This is a genomic window from Micromonospora sp. NPDC047465, assembly GCF_040643125.1.
GTDB lineage: Bacteria > Actinomycetota > Actinomycetes > Mycobacteriales > Micromonosporaceae > Micromonospora.
Genome location: NZ_JBEYTP010000077.1, coordinates 1 through 17,278 on the forward strand (window position 1 = coordinate 1; position 17,278 = coordinate 17,278).

The 17,278-nt window shown below is 68.6% G+C and carries 10 protein-coding genes; 4 read left to right on the forward strand and 6 right to left on the reverse strand.

From position 1 onward, the window contains the following. Positions 1 to 83: 83 nt before the first annotated feature. The 3 genes from ABZ793_RS33170 to ABZ793_RS33180 form a co-directional block, all read right to left on the reverse strand. Positions 84 to 329, reverse strand: coding sequence for an NUDIX domain-containing protein (locus tag ABZ793_RS33170; RefSeq protein WP_357464680.1), 246 nt, complete (start codon positions 327 to 329; stop codon positions 84 to 86). 149 nt (positions 330 to 478) lie between these two features. Then, positions 479 to 1,603, reverse strand: a complete 1,125-nt coding sequence (locus tag ABZ793_RS33175; RefSeq protein ID WP_357464682.1) for a hypothetical protein — start codon at positions 1,601 to 1,603, stop codon at positions 479 to 481. A 248-nt stretch (positions 1,604 to 1,851) separates the two neighbouring features. Further along, positions 1,852 to 2,088 (reverse strand): hypothetical protein, encoded by a 237-nt coding sequence (locus ABZ793_RS33180; protein WP_357464684.1) that lies wholly within the window; start codon positions 2,086 to 2,088, stop codon positions 1,852 to 1,854. 671 nt (positions 2,089 to 2,759) lie between these two features. Here ABZ793_RS33180 and ABZ793_RS33185 point away from each other — a divergent pair. Both ABZ793_RS33185 and ABZ793_RS33190 read left to right on the forward strand, forming a co-directional pair. Next, positions 2,760 to 4,289 carry an RtcB family protein gene (locus ABZ793_RS33185; RefSeq protein WP_357464686.1) on the forward strand — a complete coding sequence of 510 codons (1,530 nt, stop codon included), beginning with the start codon at positions 2,760 to 2,762 and terminating at the stop codon, positions 4,287 to 4,289. Positions 4,290 to 4,601: 312 nt separating this feature from the next. Beyond that, positions 4,602 to 5,225: a hypothetical protein gene (locus tag ABZ793_RS33190; RefSeq protein ID WP_357464688.1), complete on the forward strand. Its 624-nt coding sequence runs from the start codon at positions 4,602 to 4,604 to the stop codon at positions 5,223 to 5,225. 191 nt (positions 5,226 to 5,416) lie between these two features. Here the strand turns inward: ABZ793_RS33190 and ABZ793_RS33195 are convergent, their stop codons facing one another. The 3 genes from ABZ793_RS33195 to ABZ793_RS33205 form a co-directional block, all read right to left on the reverse strand. Next, a complete protein-coding gene (locus ABZ793_RS33195; protein ID WP_357464690.1) occupies positions 5,417 to 7,120 on the reverse strand; it encodes an MFS transporter in 1,704 nt (567 codons plus the stop codon). Continuing rightward, positions 7,117 to 14,532, reverse strand: coding sequence for an amino acid adenylation domain-containing protein (locus ABZ793_RS33200; protein WP_357464692.1), 7,416 nt, complete (start codon positions 14,530 to 14,532; stop codon positions 7,117 to 7,119). Before ABZ793_RS33200 ends, ABZ793_RS33195 begins: the two co-directional genes overlap by 4 nt. 77 nt (positions 14,533 to 14,609) lie before the next feature. After that, positions 14,610 to 15,593: a class I SAM-dependent methyltransferase gene (locus ABZ793_RS33205; RefSeq protein ID WP_357464694.1), complete on the reverse strand. Its 984-nt coding sequence runs from the start codon at positions 15,591 to 15,593 to the stop codon at positions 14,610 to 14,612. Between the two features lie 554 nt (positions 15,594 to 16,147). On the opposite strand from ABZ793_RS33205, the gene ABZ793_RS33210 reads away from it, so the two are divergent. Both ABZ793_RS33210 and ABZ793_RS33215 read left to right on the forward strand, forming a co-directional pair. Further along, positions 16,148 to 16,645: a hypothetical protein gene (locus tag ABZ793_RS33210; RefSeq protein WP_357464696.1), complete on the forward strand. Its 498-nt coding sequence runs from the start codon at positions 16,148 to 16,150 to the stop codon at positions 16,643 to 16,645. 193 nt (positions 16,646 to 16,838) lie between these two features. After that, on the forward strand, positions 16,839 to 17,278 hold a 440-nt coding region (locus ABZ793_RS33215), incomplete at its 3' end, for a hypothetical protein (RefSeq protein ID WP_357464697.1).

A 17,278-nucleotide genomic window follows, 5' to 3' on the forward strand; every position in this document is an offset into this window, starting at 1 on the left:
CAGATCTTGGTCGACTGCTGTCTTACCGGGAGCCTCGTCCTATGTCGACACGCGCCATGCCGCACCCGCCGCGACCAGGCCCATCACGATGAAAAGGCCTCAGTGATGTTCACGCCCGTCTCTTCGTACACTTCGCGTACTACCGCATCTGCCGGCTGTTCGCCAGGATCGATCGCTCCCGCCGGCAGGGACCACCTTCCAGTATCGACACGCCGACCCAACAACACACGTCCGCTGTCGTCAACGACAACGGCACAGGCGCTCGGCAGTATGAGCAGATCCTTGCCCACAAGCTTCCGAAGGCCAGCCACGTACTGCGAGATCGCCATTCGCAAGATCTTACCCGCGGGGCCGGCAGCGTCGTGAGCAATCAGCGCCGTCTTCTGCGTGATCGCGTGCACTGATCTGCCGCGAGCCGCTCGGTCATGCCGAGCTGAGTAGGCGCTACCAGGCCTGCTTGCACCTCGCGCTTACCCGATCACGCCATACCCGAGATTGCTTCAACGAGGGAAATATCTTCCTCTTGGTTAAGGGTGAAGCGTCGCGCGGGCGCGAAGGTGGCCCGCGCAAAGGCGAGGTACGCAAGCGGTTCGGATTCAAAATTCGGATTGGACCGAAAGCTTTCCGCGATGTCCTGGCCCGCTTCGATCGGATCCTTCAAGAACGGCACGAACTTCAACACCTTGAGGATTGATGATCGGGATACGGACTTTAATGGAAGCTCGCGCAAGTATGCTTCCGCTTCTGCAATTTGATCCTCCAGTTCATCCCTTATGCGATCCAGAAGGCGGAACCGGAGAACTTCATCTTCAACAGTAAGCGCCTCGTCGATCTTCGACTCCAGGTGCCGACGAAGGTTTGGCAGAAGGTCACCATGCCTTTTGCGGAAGTCGACAATATGATTAACAGCAAGTGGGGCAGTCGGCACCGGCAGCAGTTCGCTTAGCAGCTCCGTTCGGACCTCTGCCGCAGCGACCTCGCCTCGAACCCGGAGATTCATCTTCCGACTCTCACCGGATGCCCCTTTGGGTTCAAGCCCGGAGAGCAAAACTTGGACAGCTTCGACCAAGTCAGTCGTCGGCACCCAGGTCCCCGTCGGCATTGCGCCCCTGCCGGATCCCTCGCCAGTGGTGCTGGCCGTTTGACAAAGTGCCAATGTAAGCGCTGCCATGAACTCGTTGGCCGTCAACTGCTCGAGTGCCACCCACTCATCGCCGCGATGCATGAAATGGTCGCCGTCTAGGGCTAGACCCATTTGCCTCACCTCGCGTAGCCCTGAAGCATACATAAGCCACTTGTCTCGGTGAACAAAGACGACTTGACCGTTACGAAGGCGCCGACGGCGTTCATCAATTTCCTCTGCGGCCAACCGATTTAGGTAGCGCGCGAAGTTGTCTCCGAGGGATTCGCCCGCCCATTCAGGGCGAAACTGGTCGACTAGGCCCTCGCGAACGAGCTCAAGCGTGAACCGGCCGAGCCTATCGGGATCATGCCAGTACGACCGCGGAACGATGGTTCCCACACGATCCCAGTACAGCAGAGTTCGGGTCCACCAAGCGGTCGATGGAACGTTGATGAACGGAAAATACAGGGCAGCCTGCATCCGGGCACCTTAGCAGGGTTGTACGAAGGTCCACAATGCTCGCGTCCGGTGCGAGGTAGAACATGCTGATCCATGGCAGACAAGAGGCGTGCGCCCGCGCCCCTACCCGTCGAACTGATCTCGTTCGTTTCCTGAGACCCGCAGTGGCGACGCGGCGACGCGGACATCCGTACCGGTGTGAACGGTAAGGACGAGACCGACGGAACGGCTGCTGGCGATGAGTTCCTCCGGCGAGGCGAGCCGCAAGATCAATCTGTCAGAATCAGCAGCACGCTCCTGGGATTGGGACGATGGACGAGACCACGACGTTCCAGTTCTTTGACTGCTGCGGTACGTATGCCTTTTACCTTGCGCCTGTCCAGGCGAAACTCCTCCATCATCCACGGATAGAGCGGTTCGCGACAGACCCGGCACCCATCCTCGATGGTGGCGTGTTCCTGAATGAACTGGTAGACGGCCTCCGCGTACCCGGACGTCCTCGGCATGAGTTCCTCTTCCGAGCCCAAATCGGAGGCTACAGCTTCACCTAGCCGATCGGTATCGTTCTGGTGGCGGATTTCCGAGAGGCGTGTCCGGCGATCCTGCGGCCCGGCGGTCGAGCCCCCGCTGGCTTTCGCGCCCAGACCACGCCTCCAGGCATACTCTTCTGCCGCGATCCGGGCGTCAGCCGACTACGTGCCGGTGACTGAGCGTAGGCGGTGGCACGGAGGCTGGTGGGCCGGTTGGTAACGCCCTGGGTTCGTGGCGGCCGGGGAACCGGAATGGCCCGCGATAGAACCGGTAGACGCGCGTATTCGATCGTGGCGAGTGCTCGACGAGGGAGCCCTTATGGGTTACCGAGCGTGACAGCTCGGTCGGATTTGGTGGGATCGGCGGTTGTCCGGTCTCGTCGAGCAAGCGGTGGCCATTCTGCGTCGTCTGCCGATTCGCCCTTCACGAGTGCTGGGGCGCTGTTCCCTGCGCGGCATGCCCCAAGCGCCGACGAAATGGGTTCGCGGGTCGCGCTCTTTGCGGCCTATGCTGATTGCGACCTCGCGGCTGCTGAACCGTCAGGCACGCAAGCGGACACGGTCCGGGCTCGACCCGGATCCCCACGCGGCCATGATCGCGTGGCGGTGTCCCGTCCCTATCTTCGGCAGCGTCCGAAAGGTCCCTTATGCCCGTTCCGCAGCGGCCAGACCCCCGTCTGGTCCGCACCGACGACTCCTGGCTCACCCTGCCCAACCCCGCGAATGTTCCGGTGGAGATCTGCGCCGGTCCCGAGGTGCCGCTGGAATCCGCAGCGATCGACGAACTGCTCACTGTGCTGGACACCGCCAATACGTTGTCGGAGTTGGCCAAGGCCACGCCCGGCCTCGACGTGGAACCCCGCATCGACCGGGTGGTGTGCACCCCGGATTTCCACAAGGGCGCCGGCATCCCGATCGGCACCGTGCTGCACACGGTCGGCGCGCTCATCCCGCAGGCGGTCGGCAACGACATCAACTGCGGGATGCGGGTCGAGGCCACCGAGGTCACCGTCGACCGCCTGCGCCCACACCTGGACGCACTCGAGCGGAGACTGCGTCACCTGTTCTTCGAAGGCGGACGCCGCATCGGCCTGACCGCGACGCAACGCGAAGGACTGCTCCGCGACGGGCTGCCTGGGTTGCTCGACAGTGGTGTCCCGACCGACGCCGACGGCGCGTGGCGACAGGTCCGCCCGGACGATACGACTGATCTCAGCAGTCGGCTGCACGCGTCCGGGTTCCCGGTCGCGTCCGCGTCCGGGTTCCGTGACTGGATCACCAGCGGTGGCGGGACGAGCTACGACAGCATCATCGGCAGTGTCGGCGGCGGCAACCACTTCGCTGAACTGCAATACGTGTCGGTCATCCACGATGGCGCGGCCGCGCACGCCTGGGGCCTGGTACCAGGCCGGGTGGTGCTGATGGTGCACAGCGGCTCGCTGTCGCTGGGGCACCAGGCCAACGCCACCGGCCAGGACCAGGCCCGCGCCGCCTGGCCGCGCGGCGTACCGATGCCGCGCAACCGGATTCTGCCGATGCTGCTTGACGAATCCGGCGCGCCGCGGCGGGAGCGGTACCTGACCGCGTTCGCGAACGCGGCGAACTTCGCCATCGGCAACCGGTTCTTCCTGGCGTTGATGCTGCGTGCTGGCCTTGCCGACGTGGTCGGCGAGATCGGCTCCCGGCTGATCTACGATGCGCCGCACAACCTGCTCTGGCCCGGAGACGACGGCACTGTCTTGCACCGCAAGGGCGCCACCCCGGCGGGCGGGATCATCGACCATCCGCACCGCGGCCCAGAACTGTGGGGCGAGCCGGTAATTGTGCCCGGCTCCATGGGCGCACCCAGCTACCTGCTCCGCGGGCTCGGCGAAACCCGCGCGCTGGGTAGCGCCTGCCACGGCGCTGGCCGTCGGATTCCCCGCGGCGCGGCGGCCCGCGGCGGCGACGCCGAACTGGACGCCTTCCTCCGCGAGTTCCGGGTCGTCACCCCGCTCAACCACCACGACCCGGCCGTGGCCGCCCGCCGGGACATCATCGACGCTTGGCGCCGCGACCTCAAGCAGGAAGCGCCGTGGGTGTACAAGGACGTCGGCCCGGTCGTCAACAGCCTCCAACGAGCTGACGTCGCCCGACCCGTCGCCGAACTTCAGCCGATCCTGACCGTGAAGGGCTAACCGGGCCCCGCCTTTGACCCGGCTGGGGTCAGCCGGACAGCCCCTCACCGTGCGGGCTGCCGCCGCCCCGGAGCGCTGACGTGGCGTAGTCCCCGCTGGGGCTTGCTCGCCTCCACCTCGCCGAGGTGGAGGCGAGCAAGCGCGGGGGGCCAGGTCAGGTGTTATGGCCGCCGGCGGCGTAGCAGCTCCTGAGCCAGACGACGGCGGTATGCGAAAGACTCAATAATCACTTTTGGGCGACGACGGACTGCTCCTGACGGCGTCCGGATCTGCCGATGGGCGTGCGTGCCTTGCCGGGATAGCGTTGGTGGCGTGACGGAGCCTGACTACAGCCTCGCGAAGATCACGGTCCTGGAGTTCGACGACTCCGTACGCAAGCTGCCCGGTATGTATTTCGGGGTAGGCAGGGAAGATCCTCGTCTGGCGACTCGGGTGCTTTGCGCGGTTGTGGGGCACGCGTTTCATCCGGCAACCAGGGTCGCCGCGAGCCACACGCCCGACGTCGTAGCGGAGATCACCGCTGATCTCATCTTCTCGGTGACCGACGACCAGGCGGACATCCTGACCGGCCGGGGCATGCCGAAGTTCGGCTACTACGACTCGCTGCTCACCTGCGATCGGTGGTCGAGCGCCGCAGCGGCGGCCGTGAGTTCGCAGACCTTCGTCGAAGTCTGGCGACATGGGCGCGGTTTTCGGCAGAGCCTCGTCGGCTTACGGCCGGTCGAGCCACCTGCGGAGTTCTCCGCTCCCGCCGGAGCCGGCACCCGTGTGGCCTACATCCTCGATCCCGCCTACTTCGGCTCAGCCGCGATCACAACCGATCTCGCCAGCCTCGACGTGCACGGCCCGCACTGCACCAACACCACGGGGCCCGGCAAGGTCGTCATCCGAGACCGCAGAGAGCGGAGTCGCCCGAACGAATACAGGTGTGCCTGACTCGGGCATCCGGATCTGCCGCTGACATGGCGCGCCAGTCGTCCGGACACCCTCACGGTCAGTACGGCATCCAGATCGCCGCTGCGTCATCAGACGATGATCGTAGATGCAGATCTCGCCGCCAGCACCATGCTCCGTGTGACTCACCGTGATTGCGGACGAGCCATGAACGTGAATACAAGACAGTTGGATTACGCGACCCTGCCAGTCGGCGACCCGACCGCGGGTGGCACCGGTCGGCGGCGCAGCCGCCGGACGTGCAGGACCATGATCGCCGCGGTGGTCAGTTGGACGAGCAGGTTGTAGCCGAGGGTATGGACGAAGGCGTCCCGAGCGGCCACCGTCACCGCCCGGTCCGCGGCCGCGTCCACCAGGGCCGTCCAGCCGTCCGCTCCGGCACAGGAGTGCCCGGTCGCCCCGGTCAGTTCGCCGGCGGCGCGCGCGGCGCAGTCGGCCACGTCCGCCACGGCCCGCTGTGCCTGCGCCTCGGTACCTCCGGAGTCGACGACCGAAGTCTGTACCTCCCAGGCCTGCTCCGGCGCGGTCCGGTCGAGCTGGTGGGTGACGAACGCGGTGAAGATGATGACCGCCAGGGCCACCCCGATCTGCTGGGCGATCAGTTGCACCGTGGTGAACACCCCGGAGGCGGTCGCGGCGATGCCCTTCGGCACGTGACGCAGCAACATCTCCATGAGCGGGGTGGTCACCAGCGCTTGGCCGAAGCCGAGCAGCGCGACGCCGGGGGTGAGCCGTAGCACCGTCAGGTCGGTGCCGGCGATGTGCACGGTGAGACCGACGACGACGGTGCCGACCATCATCACCAGCACGCCGACGATGATCACGGACTCGTTAAGCCGTGCCTTAAGCCGCTTGACCACGTCGGCGGAGACGAAGAAGAGCAGGCTGAATGGCAGCAGTGACATGCCCGACTCGAACGGCGAGAAGTCCAGCACCGACTGCAGATAGATGCTGGTGAGCAGGAAGTATCCCGGTGGCCCGAGGAAGAAGATCCCGATCACCAACAGGCCGATGTCGAACTGGCGGTCCCGGAACAGATGCGGCGGCAGCAGCGGGGCGCCACCGGCCCGCGCGGTACGCCGCTCGACCCGGATCAGCACTACCGCGCCGACGGCGGCGAAAAACAGGCAGAGAAGCGTCCACATCGGCCAACCCGCCGGTGGGCCCTGGATCAGCGGCACCAGGACCAGCGCCGTGACGACGGTCAGCGCGAGCGCGCCGGCGGTGTCCAGCCGGGTGGTGGAGGATCGTTTCGTCTCGTCGAACCAGCGGGCGGTACCCAGCCAGGCGAGCAGGGCCAGCAGGACGTTGACCAGGAAGATCGACCGCCAACCCGAGCCGGCAATATCCGCCTCGATCAGCAGCCCGCCGAAGACCATGCCGCTGGCCCAGGAGAGCCCCATCGCCGCCCCGAAGACCGCGAACGCCCGTTCCCGGTCCCGCCCGGAGAACATCGCGTGCACCGACCCGATCCCCTGCGGCAGCACCAACCCGGCGGCGAAGCCCTGCAGGATCCGGGCCACGACCAGCATCGGGGCGCTCCATGCCAGGCCACCGAGCAGGGAGGCGAGCGCGATACCGGCCATGCCGACCAGGAAGATCCGCCGGCGGCCGTACACGTCGCCGAGCCGGCCGCCGGTCACCACGGTGAGCCCGACCGCGCCGGCGTAGCTGACCGCCACCAGTTGGATCTCCGACAGCGTTGCGTGCAGGTCCTGCTGGATCGGCGGGAGCGCCACGTTGACGATGAAGAAGTCCACCTGGACGACGAACATGCCGGTCAGCAGGGCGGCCAGCCCGAGCCAGCGCCGGACGCGGGCCGGCCCGGCGGGCTCCATGGCGCCGACAGGCACGGTGGCGGCGGACGTCACAGTCATGCCTCCTGACCCGGCCGGGCCACCACATCTGCGGCGAGATCCGCGATCACGGTACGCAGGGCGTGGTCGCCGACCGCGTCCATGTGGTCCCCCGGAAGCTCCCGTACGGTCAGTCGCCCGCCGGTCAGTTCGCGCCACCGGGCCACCTGCCGGTCCCGCCGTTCGGGCGCGCGGTCGGCAACCACGTAGAGCGTCACGGGCACGGTGATCGGCTGCGGGGTGTGCCGGCGCCCCATCGCCAGGTAGACGCTGAAGGTGTCGAACGCCTCCCGCAGGGTCCGTTCACCGTCCCCGTCGTCCAGCAGTCCCTGCCGGGTGGCCTCGTCGACCACGTCCGACCATGTGATCCGGCTTTCCGGTCGGGTGTTGCGGCCCACCTCCGGATGGCGTCCCGAGCGGCGGCGCAACTGCCAGTGGAACTCGCGCAGCAGCAGGTCCCCGTCACCGTCGACCGGCCCGGTCAGCACCTCCGCGTCGAGCAGCACCACCCCGGCCGGCGGCCGGCCCGTCGCCGCCAGGCGTCCGGCCGTGGCGAACGCGAGAAGGCCACCGAACGACCAGCCGAGCAGCCGTAGCGGGTGGGCCAGCGGAGAGGCGGTGAGTAGTTCGGCGTATCGGTCGGCCAGCGTCTCGACATCGGTGTCCCGGTCGGGCGAGCCGGTGACGCGCAGGCCCCAGACCGGCTGCTTGGGGGCGCAGACGTCACGCAGCCGCTGGTAAGGCAGCAGGCTGCCGTCCGAGGCTGGTACGCAGACCAGTGGGCTGAGCGACCCGGCCGGCTGGATGGGTACCAGCCCGCCGGTGGCCTCCCGGGACGGTTGCCCGTCGAGGTGGCGGACCAGTTCACGGACGCTCGGCGCGTTGAACAGGGTGCCCAGGCTGACGTCCCGGCCGGTTTCGGCGCACAACAGCGACACCAGACGCATCGCGCTCAACGAATGCCCGCCGGCGTCGAAGAACGAGTCGGTCACCTGGATCCGCTCGTCGCCGAGGACACGTCGCCAGAGCACCAGCAGCCTGGTCTCGACCTCGCTCGCCGGGGTCACCGGCTCGGCGTCGGTGGTCGCGCCCACCGGCAGGGCGGCCAGCGCCCGCCGGTCCACCTTGCCGTTGGCGGTTACCGGCACGGTGTCGACCCGGACGAAGTCGGCCGGAATCATGTAGGAGGGCAGGGTCCGGCGCAGTTCGTCGCGGAACAGCGGCGCGCCGATCTCGTCGTCGGCGACATAGAAGGCGCGCAGCCGGCACTGGTGCCCCTCGCCGACGGCGAGCACGACCGCGTCCTTGACCATGGGCACCTGCTCCAGGGCCGCTTCGATCTCACCGAGTTCGATCCGGAACCCGCGGATCTTGACCTGGTGGTCGATCCGGCCGATGAACTCGATGGATCCGTCGGCCCGGTGCCGGACCCGGTCGCCGGTGCGGAACATCCACCCGCCGGACCGGAACGGGTCCGGCAGGAATCGTTCCCGGGTCAGCTCCGGACGGTTGAGATAACCCCGGGCGACCTGCGCGCCGCCCAGGTAAAGTTCCCCGGCGACGCCCACCGGCACCGGCCGGCGTCGCTGGTCGAGCACGTAGGCGGTGGTGTTGGCGATCGGCCGGCCGATCGGTGGCCGGGTCGACGCGTGTTCTGGCAACACCACCTCGATCGTGGACAGGATGGTGTTCTCCGTCGGCCCGTAGCCGTTGACCACCTCGAACGGCAGCCCGGCCAGGGCCGGGTGCGCGTGCAGCCGGTCGCCGGCCACCACCACCGTACGCAGCGCCAGCCCCGCCGGCATCTCCTCGTTGAGCATCGCCTCGAACAGCGGAGTGACCAGGAAGCTGACCGTCGTCGCGGAGTCGCGCTGCCACTGCCACATCCCGGCCGGATCGGTCAGCGCCGTACCGGGTGCGATCACCAGGGTCGCGCCGGCCGCGAGGGTCGGCCAGACGTCCATCGCGCACACGTCGAAGCCGACGTTGGCGGTCTGCCCGCACCGGTCCCGGGAGGTGAGTCCGAACCGCTGCACGTACCAGTCGACGAAGTTGGTCAGGCTGCGCCGTTCGATCATCACCCCCTTGGGGTGCCCGGTGGAGCCGGAGGTGTAGATGACGTACGCGAGGTCGTTCTCCGCCCTGAGGGCGGTGTCCGACCGGTCCGGGATATCCGCGTCGTGCGGGCCAGTCGGGGTGGGCACCGGGCTGGCCTCCCCGGCGGGCGCCGCCCCGACGCAGAGCAGCCGGGTCCCGTCGGGCACCGCGAGGGTGCGTCCCGGCCCGACGAGCACTATCTGGGCACCGGAGTCACGCAGCATGAACTCGACGCGCTGCGGCGGCAGGTCCGGGTCGACGGGCAGGTAGGCCGCCCCGCAGAACAGTACGCCCAGACAGGCCACCACGAAGTTGGGGTCGCGGTCGCCGACGACCGCCACCACGCTGCCGGCACCGGTCCCCGCCGCCGCCAGCCGCCGGGCCACCCCGTCGGCGTGGCGGACCAGTTCGGCGTAGCTCAGTCGCCACCCGTCGCCCTCCACGGCAGGCGCGTCCGGCTGCCGCAGCGCGTGGTCTCGGATCCGCTGTTCGACCGGCGGCCCGGACGGCTGCTCGCGGTGGGTGTCGTTCCAGTCCCGCAGCACCGCGCCGACCTCCCAGTCGGTGAGGAACTCGTAGCCGCTGACCGGCTGGTCGGGATCGTCGACGACTGCGGCCGCCAGGCGCAGATAGTGTTCGGCCATCCGGCGGACCTGCCCGACGTCGAAGAGATCCAGGTCGAACTCGACATAGCCGCGCACGTCCCGGTCACCGGGGGCGAGGCTCAGCGTGAGGTCGAACTTCGAGGTACGCCACGGAACCTCGACGTCGGCCACGTCAACGCCGTCGAGGCGCAGCTGCTGGGCGAGCGGCGGTTCGAAGGTGAACAGCACCTGTACCAGCGGGGAGAAGCTGACTTCCCTCCCCCGGTCCAGGTGCTGGACCAGTTGCTCGAACGGCACCGCCGGGTGCTCGTAGGCGTCCAGGCAGGTCTGGCGCACCCGGGCGAGTAGAGTGCGGAACGTCGGGTCGTCGCGTACCAGGGTGGCCAGCGGAAGGGTGTTGGTGAACATGCCGACAGTCTCGGCGGCGTCCGCGGGGCGGTTCACGAAGGCGGTTCCCACCACCAACGGTTCCTGCTCGTCGGGGGTGTAGTGGGCCAGCAGCGCCTTGAAGACGGTGAGCGCGACGATGAACGTGGTGGCATCCTCGTCCCGGGCGAGCCGGGTCAGCCGTTGCCACAGCTGCCCGGGCAGCACCAGCGGCACCCGCGCTCCCCGGTACCGCTTGCTGGCTGGCCGTGCCCGGTCGGTGGGCAGGGCGAGCAGGTCCGGCGCCCCGGCGAGCCGTTCGTTCCAGTGCCGCAACGCGCGTTCGCGCTCCTGCGGGGTGGCCGTTCGCTGACCCGCCTCGATGTACTGCATCGGCGCCGGCAGCTCAGGGCGACAACCGCGCAGTACCGCCGCGTACGCCGTGGAGAAGTCGTGCAGCAGGACCGACATCGAGGACCCGTCCGCCACCGAGTGGTGCACGCAGAAGGCCAGTACGTGCTCCTCGGCAGTGACGGTGGCCAGTGCCATCCGGAACAGTGGTCCGTCCGTCAGGGACAGGCCGGTGGCGGCGAAGTTGGCGAGCGCCTCAGCCACCTCGGACTCGTCCGGGCGGTCGGCCCAGGTGAGTCGATCGAATGCCACGTCGGTCGCCGTCTCCACCGACTGGTACGCCCCATCCGGCCCGGAGCGCAGCACCGTGCGCAGCGCCTCGTGCCGGTCGAGCAGGTACTGACCGGCCGCGCGGACGGCGAGCGGGTCGACCGGACCGCATAGCCGCCAGGCCCGGCAGATGTTGTAGAGCGCCGGCTCGTCGGCGACCTGCTGGTGCAGGTAGACGTTGCGCTGGTGGACGGCGAGCGGCGCCCGGCGCACGGTCTGCCGGTCCGTTCCCAGCTCTGGATAGCCGTAGCCGCGGCCGAGGGCCAGGGTCAACGACGAGAGTGAGCCGAGTTCGAAGCGGCCACGCCAAGCCTCGGCGATCTCCTTTTCGATCTGGCGGAAGCCGGAGAACTTCACGTCACCGGCCATCCGGGATTCCGGGTAGAGCCCGTCGATCATCCGGGTCGCCTGGTCGGCGTACGGGTCGAGCATGGCCTGATGGAACGGCACCCCGACGAACCGCGCGACGTCGCGCAGCACCTCGGCCGGATCGTCGAGCAGGTCCTCGAACCGCACGCGCAGCTGCCGCCCGGCGGGCACCGACTCGAAAAACTCCGCCACGTTGAGGTTGCTGACCAGCCAGATCAGCTCGGCGAGTTGGCGCGGGGTGAAGTCGTGCGGATGCCGGAACACCTGGTCCAGCTTCACCTCCTGGTAGGAGGCGATCATCGCGGCCGGGTGGCGTATAAGGTGCAGGTAGCGGGCTTCGGGAAACAGCCGCCCGGCCCGGCGCAGCGCCGACAGGTCCATGGCGTAGGTGCTGGTCTTGTCAACGAGGCGCCGATGCCCGAGCAGCCGCGTGATCAGCTGGTACAAACCGCCGATCGTCAGGTCTCGCTGGCGCTCGATGAAATCGTGTGCCTCCCGCGGATCGCCACCGAGCAGTTCCCGCACCGCCCGGGCGAGCCCGTCCCGGGCGTAGCTGTGCGGACCCTCCAGTGCCCGGGTCCGCTCGGCCATGCTGTCGAAGCCGAGCAGTTCCAGTTCCGGCGGGACGAAGAGGTCCGGGTTACCTGCGAGCATCACCCGCAGCAGCGTCGAACCGGACCGGGGTGCCGACAGCAGGAACACCGGTGCCGGACCTGATAGGTCTACCGGCCGGGACGCACCCGGGGCGGGACCGGTGACCAGGCGGCGAAACCGGGCCACCTGCGCGCTGCTGACCGGCAGGTCCGCCTCGGAGGTGTCGGCGGCGGTGTCCGGCACAGCGGTGGCCTGCGGTACGGGAGTGGGCTCCGGCTCGACGGCGGGCTCCAGCCCGACGGCGGGCTCCAGCCCGACGGCGGGCTCCAGCCCGACGGCGGGCTCCGGCCCGACGGCTGGCTCCGGCCCGACCAGGCCCGCCGCCACCCGGGGATACTCCCGCCGCAGGTAGTCGGCGAACCCGGCCACCGTCGGCGCCTTGAACAGCGCGGTCACGTAGAAGACCTCGGCGTGCGTCTGCGTCAGCCGGTTGACCAACGCGGCGGCGCGCAGCGACGTGCCGCCCAGGGCGAAGAAATCGTCGTCGCGGGCGACGGCGGGGCGACCGGGCAGGACCTCACGCCACAGCTCGGCCACCGCCCGCTCCAGCGCAGACCCGCCACCTGCCAGGCTGACCGGCGCGGCCGGGACTGCGGGAGCCGCCTCTCCGTCCAGCGCACCGCGGTCGATCTTGCCGTTCGGCAGCAGGGGGAACGCGTCCCGGAGGACGATACGGGCCGGCAGCATGGCCGACGGGAGTTCCGCGGCGAGGTGAGCACGCAGTTCCGCCGGGCCGGACACCGGGCGGGTCAGTTGTACGAAGGCATGAAGCTCCTGACCGCCGTCAATCGACTCGACCGCCTTGACGACCGCCTGGCCGATCATGGGCAGCCGGGTCAGCGCCAGTTCGACCTCGTGCAGTTCCACCCGGTGGCCGGCCACCTTCACCTGCTGGTCCCGGCGGCCGAGCAGTTCGATCTGCCCGTCGTCGTCGAGGCGTGCCAGGTCTCCGGTGCGGTAGAGCCGCTGACCTGGTCGGAACGGGTCAGCGACGAACCGCTCGGCGGTCAACCCGGTCTGGCGCCGATAGCCCCGGGCCACTCCGGCACCGCCGAGCCACAGCTCTCCCACGCAGCCGACCGGCACCGGCTGCATCTCGGCGTCCAACACGTACGCCCTGGTGTTCGCCACCGGCCGGCCGACCGGTGGCCGGGCGCAGTTCCGCTCGTCGATGCGGGCTGCAGTCGACCACACGGTCGTCTCGGTCGGGCCGTACATGTTCCACACCGCGCGGGTTCCAGCGATCAGACGCCGGGCGAGCGCCGGTGACATCGGCTCGCCACCGCAGAGCGCGGTCACCGGGAGCCGCGTCGTGACCGCGTCGAGCAGCACCCGCCAGGTCGACGGGGTAGCCTGCACGACGGTCGGGCCGGCGCGGTGGATCAGCCGGGCCAGCAACGCGCCGTCCCGGGTCTGCTCCGCGCCGGCCACGATCACCCGCCCGCCGTGCGTCAGCGGACCCAGCACCTCCAGCACCGAGATGTCGAACGACAACGAGGTGAGCCAGAGGATCCCGTCGGACGGGTCCAGGCCGAGCAGTTCACCCATGCCGAGGAGGAAGTTGACCACCGACCGGTGCTCGACCTCCACACCCTTTGCAGCGCCGGTCGACCCGGAGGTGTAGATGAGGTACGCGAGGTCGGCGGGCCGGGCCCGGTCCGCTGGCGGGTCGGCCGGCTCCGCGGCGACCAGGGTGGCCAGATCGCTGTCGAGGAGCAGCACCCGGCCGTCGTGTCCGAGCGAGGTGGCCCCGGCCCGGTCGGACACGACCAGCGCGGCCGCGCTGTCCCGGAGCATGTGGCGGAGCCGGGCGGGCGGATAGCCGGGGTCCAGCGGAAGGTAGGCGCCGCCGGCGCGGAGCACCGCGAGCAGCGCCGCGACCAGTCCGGCCGAGCGGGGCAGGTACAGCCCCACCACCGAGCCGGGTCGCACGCCAAACCGGACGAGCAAGTTGGCGATCCGGTTGGCCCGCGCCTCCAACTCCCGGTACGTGACGACGACGTCCCCGTCAACCACCGCCACCGACAGCGGAGTCGACCGTGCCTGCTCGGCGAAGAGCTGACAGATCGTCCGGTCAGCCGGGTACGGTCGACCCGTGGCGTTCCAGTCCTCCAGGACCCGTTGTCTGGTCCCGTCGTCGAGCAGCGACAGGGTGCCGTTCGGCGCGTCCGGCCGCCGCACCGCGTCGCGCAGCAGCGCGGACAGCGCCGGCAGCGTCCACGGTGCCTGACAGCCGGCCGGATCAGCTCCGGCGTCGTCGGTGCGGACCGTGACGCCCAGGTCGTCCCGCTCGTCGGTCAGGTCCACCCGCAGCCAGGTGTCGACCGGGTCCCGACCGTCGGCGGGCCCGACGTCGGCCGCGCCCTTACCGCCGGCGGACGCGATGTCGGCCGGGTCCCGACCATCGGCGAGCCGGCTGCCGAGCAGCCCCCGCATCGACGAGGCTGCGGCCAGGTCGTAGACGTGGGTGTGCCGATGTCCTGCCCGGGTCAGCACGACTCCGACCCGGCGGCCGCCCTCCGTGCGACGGTGCAGCACGGCCACTCCGGCGCCCACAGCGCAATACGGCGGGCAGGCGGTGTGCCGGCTCAACCCGTTGAGCGCGTCCACCAGCCCGGCCGGCAACAATTCCCGTCGTTCGACGAGTTTCCGACTCTCCATCACAACTCCCCCAGGCGGCCCGAGCTGGCTCATCGTTTCCAACGCACCACGCCGACCGATACGGCGTACCGGTCGGTTCAGCGGCCAAAGGACGTGGCCGGCTTGACCTCGCGGACCCCGAGGATGTTCGTCGCGCGCCACTGCTCGCCGGCTTCCAGCAGCACGGTGTCACCCACGTTGACCTGCACCTGCTCGCCGAGCGGGCTGAACGTCTCGGTGGTCCACAGCGGCCGCCCGGCGTGTGCCAGCTCCTGGGTCCAGATCACGCCGCTGAGCCGTCCCGGGCTCACCGCCTGCAGCGTCAGCTCGGTCGGGAACGGGGTGAACGCATCCCCGGTGTAATCAACCTCGACGAACGGCTGCGGTTCGGAGAGCAGCCGGACGTCCTCACGGTCGAACCGGATGCACGCCATCCGGGTGGGCGGACGCCAATCCCGGGAGGTGGGATCGATCGGCCGGCTGCGCTTGATCGCCAACTCTCGCCGGGTCAGTTCGACCAGCGGGGCGAAGTCCAGGCCGTAGCAGCCGTTGAGTAGGTCGACGGCGTACCGCAGGTCGGTGCTTTCGGTATGCAGGTCCCAGTCCCGGCGCTCACAGCCGGTCACCTGGTAACGAATCACGCCCGGAACGACCGCGCAGTCCGGGGCTCCGTACCGGTCGCGGAGGGCGAAGACCATGCGTGAGCGGGCCTCGTCCACCAGCGGATGGTTGGTGTAGATGAAGGAGAGCAGGACGTCGAAGGTTTTCGTGACGTCGACCCCGGGGATGTCGAGGTCCATCAGATCGGTCTCGGCGAATGTTATCCGGTCCACCAGGCCGTTGTGTTCGGCGAGCGCCCGGGCCACGTCGACATGCTGGCGGTCCACCGCGACGACGTGGGACGCGCCGGCCCGCAGCGCCATGAACGAAAGGATTCCCGACCCAGTGCCGGCGTCGAGCACACGGCTACCCGGCCGCACCGCTTCGGCGACCGCGCGCTGCAGGTTGTGCCCCCGGTCGAGGCTCAGCAGAAGGCGCATGTGCAGGTCGGTGCTGAAGGACATGTCGACGATGCTCGCCACCTGGGCACACTCCCTTTCGTTAAAGCGAACCGATCACGAGGCATACATGCCGGCCTGGACCGGGCATGGCTTGGCCGGCCAACTCGCCGCTGGCTGCCCCCGTACGACCAGGATTCGCTCTCGTTCCGGCGGTCGGCAATTCCTTTCGCCCTTACCCGAATAGTCGCGTCCGGGACCGCATCGACGATGGCCACTCGGCAGTCGGACTTCGCCGACGTCGACCCCGGCCGTATCGCCCTGGGTGCGATCCTTGCTGACTTCGTCCGGGCGCAGGTCAAGGAGCTGAAGAAGCGCCAGAACGCCGAGCCTGGGCGTGCGGCGAGGAAGAGTGTCGCTTATCCATGACTACAAAGGGCCCGGGAACACCGTGCCGTGTATGAGCGCCGGTTCGGACCGTGACTCCAACAACTCTCGTTGAAGTCGGTGGGGCAGGGACATCTGTCCCTGCCCCACCTGGTCAACGGCATCTACTTCGAAGCGGCTCATCCGATGACGTGCGTGACTGCGCCACTATCGGAGTCGAGGGCCAGCCAGTCTCTGGATAGGAGCAACACATGAAGCAACCCCGCGAGGTGGCAGCCGATCGCCGGCCGCACTGGGCAGGTCAAGGCGACCTGAACAATGTCTATCAGGAGATCTGCGCCAACATCAGGGCCACGGACGACGTCAGCCTCAAGCTCTTGGCAGCGGTCCCGCTGGTGACCGGTGTGGGAATCGTGCTACTGATGCGGGCTCCTGGGGCGAAGATACCCGACACCGCCATTGTGCTGTTGAGTATTTTCGCCGCACTTGTCACCTTCGCCGTCTATCGGTGGGAACGCAAGAACATCGCGAACTGCAGACACTTCCGGCAGTGGGCGGCCACTCTCGAACGGGACTTCTACGGACTGCGCCAAGAGGATCTGGAGTCCGCGCCGAACGTCCTTCCGCACGCGCGTATTCAGACGCCGCGCTCCCTCGGGCTAGCTTGGACCAAGACGGAGGCACTCCAACTGCTGTACGGGGCGGCGATTCTGGGATGGCTGTCGGCCGGCTTCTATGTCATCCTCTGAACGCTGCAACCTCTGCGAGGGACGTCGTCGCAACCCTCATGCAAGGTACCTCGATAGATTCCGCTATCGGCATGTCCGGACATCGATCAGCGCAGGCCCTCGTGACGCTGCATGGTGCGCGAATCGCGGCAGCAGCGTGCGCCTGACCTCGGTTGGCCCATGACGACCGGTAGCGGCCTGTATGGTCATCGCCGTGGTGCCACTTGAGGCCGTGTATTGCGATGGGTGGGACGGCGGTGTGGTCAACCCGCTGAGCCCGACCGATGCGGAGGCCCGCGACGCGGCGGGCGAGCCGTACACCGTCGTGCTGTTGATCGACGATCGGCGGCACGCGGTGATGGACCTCTCCTGGGACGACGGATACTGCTGCGTGTCACGCTTCGACGCGGCCGGTCGGCAGGTATCCAGGCACCTGCTGCGCGGCACGCCCGACGGCGAGCTGTTCCTGCGCCGAGCCTCCACCTGGGACGGCCCGCCAGATGTAGGCGAATACGAGTATCCGCATGTCGCGGCACGGACATCCACCACGTACCGTCTCTCGGGCGAGCGTACCGACGTCATCGAGCCGCGCGGCGACCTGGGCGCCCGGCACGAGTCCCGCTCGGTACATCCACCACCTCGGCTGCCGATTCC